The sequence below is a fragment of the Bradyrhizobium sp. P2_E8 genome (genome assembly GCF_056403875.1).
In genome coordinates, this window is sequence record NZ_JBFUES010001626.1 from 1 (window position 1) to 967 (window position 967).

The 967-nt window shown below is 66.3% G+C and carries 1 pseudogene; it reads left to right on the forward strand.

The features are described from left to right. Nucleotides 1-928: pseudogene (locus AC1D00_RS42830) on the forward strand (metallophosphoesterase family protein); the annotation flags it as partial. Between the last annotated feature and the right edge of the window lie 39 nt (nt 929-967).

Sequence of the window (967 nt, forward strand, 5' to 3'; positions counted from 1 at the left end):
GCAGGCGACCGGCGAAGGAAAGCGCTTTCTCGGCAGCCCCGATGAACCGCTGATGTATCTCGCCGCGCCCGCGACCTTCCTCGAAGCGGCCACCTCGCTCAACGTCGATCTCGTCCTGCACGGTCACCGCCATGTCGAGGGGCTGACCCGCTATTCGATTCCGGATCCGCGTGCGACGCGGAGCAGGGGCGATGAAGCGTTCTGGCGCACGATCTACGTGCTGTCCTGTCCGTCCTCGACCGGGCAGGGCGGCGACGATGCCGGCTTCAACATCGTCCATTTCGGTCCAATGTCCGATGCAGGCAACTCCGAACATGGATTTGCGATCGCGCGCTATTCGCGGCCGCGCAACGATGGCGGCTTCCGCCTGCTCGACTCTAACCTGCCGGGCGGCATCATCTGGTTGCCGGCACAGCGGGATTATTCCCGCGACCCGGCCGTCCAGTCGGCAATCGAGATCGCTTCAATCGCGACGCTGAAGCGGGATCAGGTCGCCGCATTGGCTCGCCGGCTCCTGATGCGCCGCGCATTCTATGCATGCGGCGAGCCGGACTGGGCGAATGCGCTCCACGCCTATCTCGTCACCTCCCATGTCTGGGCCGATCTCGACGCCAAGTTCTCGAGGTTCGGGCGCAAGCATGAGGCCGATGCGGTTGCCGCGGTGACCGTGCTGCTGTGCCGGCTGATCGGGCAATCCGCCGGCGTGCTCGGCATCGATCCGCTTCGGCTTGACGAGCTTCGGGCGAAGCGTCTGGTCCATCGCGACGACCTCCGGCGCGAATGGCCCGGGATGCCGCGCACGGACGTCGATGTCGAGGCGCAGGCGCAGGAAAGGCTGCAATTGCTGCGGGACCTGAACGAGCAGGTGAAGGCGCTCGGCCTCGACCTCGGTCTCGGCGGAGAGGTGCCGCCGCAGACGCCGCCGTGAGGGGGCTCCCGGCGTTAACCGGCCATTAGGGTTAACAGT